Source organism: Sporolactobacillus nakayamae (genome assembly GCF_900113325.1).
Taxonomy (GTDB): Bacteria; Bacillota; Bacilli; order Bacillales; family Sporolactobacillaceae; genus Sporolactobacillus; species Sporolactobacillus nakayamae.
Genome location: NZ_FOOY01000045.1, coordinates 1 through 2,599, shown reverse-complemented (window position 1 = coordinate 2,599; position 2,599 = coordinate 1). Strand labels below are relative to the sequence as shown.

The following is a 2,599-nucleotide window of genomic DNA, read 5'->3' as shown; positions in this document are numbered from 1 at the left end:
GTGTCTTTCTATTTTGTCAAGGAGTGTAATGAATAGGCTACAAAGCACGTTATATCAAGGGCTATTTCGGATTTTTACTCTGCGAAAGTTGAGTTTTTAACTAACAAAAAAATACCTCAAGGAAAAAGGTATCATTTTGAAGCTTATATTTTAACTGAATTATTAACAAAAAATAAAGAACCAGCCCATAAAGGGTGCAGCTCCTAGCCGGAACCACGACGCCAGTCCTCAATACCTATTGTAATTAATTTGTTTGAAATGTCAACAAATTAATTGGCGAAGCGACTCCTAGTCGGAACCACCCCACCATTAAAAAATATAGTCAAAAAATCATTTTTTTATTCATCCTCTTCATAATCAAAATACCTATTTGGCATTTCGTAAATAGGAAAGAGGGGAGCACCGTTTGGACCATCGACTTGAGTAGTAGCTCGTTTTGCAATTGAATCATATAGTTCATTTATCCAATTTCTAAAAGCATCATCAGCACTCTTTGTTTTCATTTCATAAAAATGTCGTATTATTCCAGCACACAAATCAGCTAGCTGAATACGAATTTATTAAGCAAGGAATTTTTCAGAAGAGATCAGCTTTGGTTTACCGAAAAGGACGAATATGGAGCGACTGACTTATATGCCTTATCTGACTATAAGGTTAGAAAAGACGCAAGCTATGAAAAAGATTATTTACACGGTAAGTATGGTTCCATACCTTATATAGGTTCATTTGATTTCTCCGATAAGGAAGGAAAATTTAAATGAGTCGTGTGAGAAGAAGAAGAGAAGCGAAGGATTTTCGCCGTCAAACCGGGCAACGCAGCCAAATAAAAAATCTGATTCTCATTGTATGTGAAGGTAAGCAAACTGAACCAAATTATTTCAGAGGTTTCAAGTTAACCAATGTAGACGTTGAGGGTGCAGGAGCAGGCCCTATGACCGTAGTTGAACGAGCAAAAGAAATCATTTTGGAACAGCGCAAACTTGGAAAAAACTATGATCAGATTTGGTGCGTCTTTGATAGAGATGATTTTTCGGCAGAACGGTTTAACAATGCAATAATGACCACAAGGCAGCTGAGAAATTTTCATTCCGCATATTCCAAACAAGCATTTGAGTTGTGGTATGTTTTGCATTATGAATATCTCAATTCAGGTATCACAAGAGAAGACTATTTTAAAAAAACTAGTAACCTATTTAGAGCATCCGTATAGGAAAAATGATCCTGGCATGTATCAGACACTATTAGAAAAAGGTAATCAACAGCAAGCAATAAAAAAAGCGGAAAGATTGCTTGCTTGTTACTCACCTAGTAATCCTGTCGAAGATAATCCTTCGACAACCGTACACGAACTAGTCAAGGTTTTAAATCAATACAAGCTAAAAGTTCAATGAAGGCATCGGAACAACGCCGATATCACGATTGTCGACATGAACAAGGAAGCGACGATCAAAGCAGCCGACTGCACAGCAAAAGCAAAGTCACCGCCTACGACGGCTGGCACGTCAAAGGCCTCCCCGTCGAAACCATCGTCCGCGGCGAAACGATCATGAAGAACGGCGAAATCGTCCACAAGCCGATTGGACACGTGGTCAAACTGACAAAATAAATCAAAAGGCAAAAGCCCTTCTCGCGGGCTTTTGCCTTTTTTACAATAGGTTGTGCCTTGCTAGTACGATGATCAGTCATAGGGTGATGATTCCCAATTCGTACGGATCAGTTGGACGATCAGGAGAGCGTCCAATCTGAGAAATAGACGGATAAATTCCGCTTATTTAGAAAATAAACGAAAAAATAGCTTAAATAGGCGGAAAAGTTCCGCTTATCGAATCGAAAAACGTGAAAATAGAGGTTTTTTCTGTGCATAAGCGGAAAAATTACCCTTATTTACCTGTGAAACAAGCACCATGATGCAAATAACCGGAAAATCTCCGCTTATTTACTCGCGCCAGATTAATTCATATAGTTGGCTTTTCACTATATAAAATGTCTGCGCGCCACATCCGAATTTTTTTGCGCATCTTCAGAGTATACGAAAATGTATGATGCAGTTTATAATGCTTGTAAACAATAAAAATCGAGGGGGAGACGCAATGAAAAAAATAGCGAGCGTGCTCGTATCCCTATCTCTGGCATTGTCACTGGCTGCCTGCGGCGGAGCAGACTCAGAAACAAGCAACCATGCGAAGAAGGAAGCACCATCCGTCCCCTCCCCCTCCGCAAATAGAGGAACCATCGCGGCTTCACTCGGTCAAACGGCAAAAAGTGATCCGAATACCGCTAAGGAGCAGCCCTATAGCGGTTATTGGACATCCACAGGCGATCCGTCTCATTCCATAACCATCCGACCGGACCGCATTTTGTACAATGAAGGCATGGACAGTTACGGACAGGTCGCTTGGAGCAATAGGCTGACGACCAAAGGAAACCAAATCATCGTGCAAAAAGCGCCGCTGATTGGAGACGGTGGCCAAGCAGCCGTCTTCGTGACACAGACCATGACCTTATGAACCTCCCACGACTAAAGTCGCGGGCTTCTGATCTCTCAATCAAAAGTTCCTGCGAACAATAAGCTTGCCCAACACGACTTATCATTGGGTAG

At 41.2% G+C, this 2,599-nt stretch carries 3 protein-coding genes; all 3 read left to right on the top strand.

Annotated features, from left to right (window positions below; genetic code table 11):
- Nucleotides 1-757: 757 nt before the first annotated feature.
- Nucleotides 758-1,210, top strand: coding sequence for an RloB family protein (locus BM003_RS17300; RefSeq protein WP_218143281.1), 453 nt, complete (start codon nt 758-760; stop codon nt 1,208-1,210).
- Between the two features lie 177 nt (nt 1,211-1,387).
- Nucleotides 1,388-1,606 carry a hypothetical protein gene (locus BM003_RS17295; RefSeq protein ID WP_245734350.1) on the top strand — a complete coding sequence of 73 codons (219 nt, stop codon included), beginning with the start codon at nt 1,388-1,390 and terminating at the stop codon, nt 1,604-1,606.
- A 484-nt stretch (nt 1,607-2,090) separates the two neighbouring features.
- Complete coding sequence (locus tag BM003_RS17290) at nt 2,091-2,507, top strand: hypothetical protein (protein WP_093674865.1); 417 nt, start codon at nt 2,091-2,093, stop codon at nt 2,505-2,507.
- Nucleotides 2,508-2,599 lie beyond the last annotated feature (92 nt).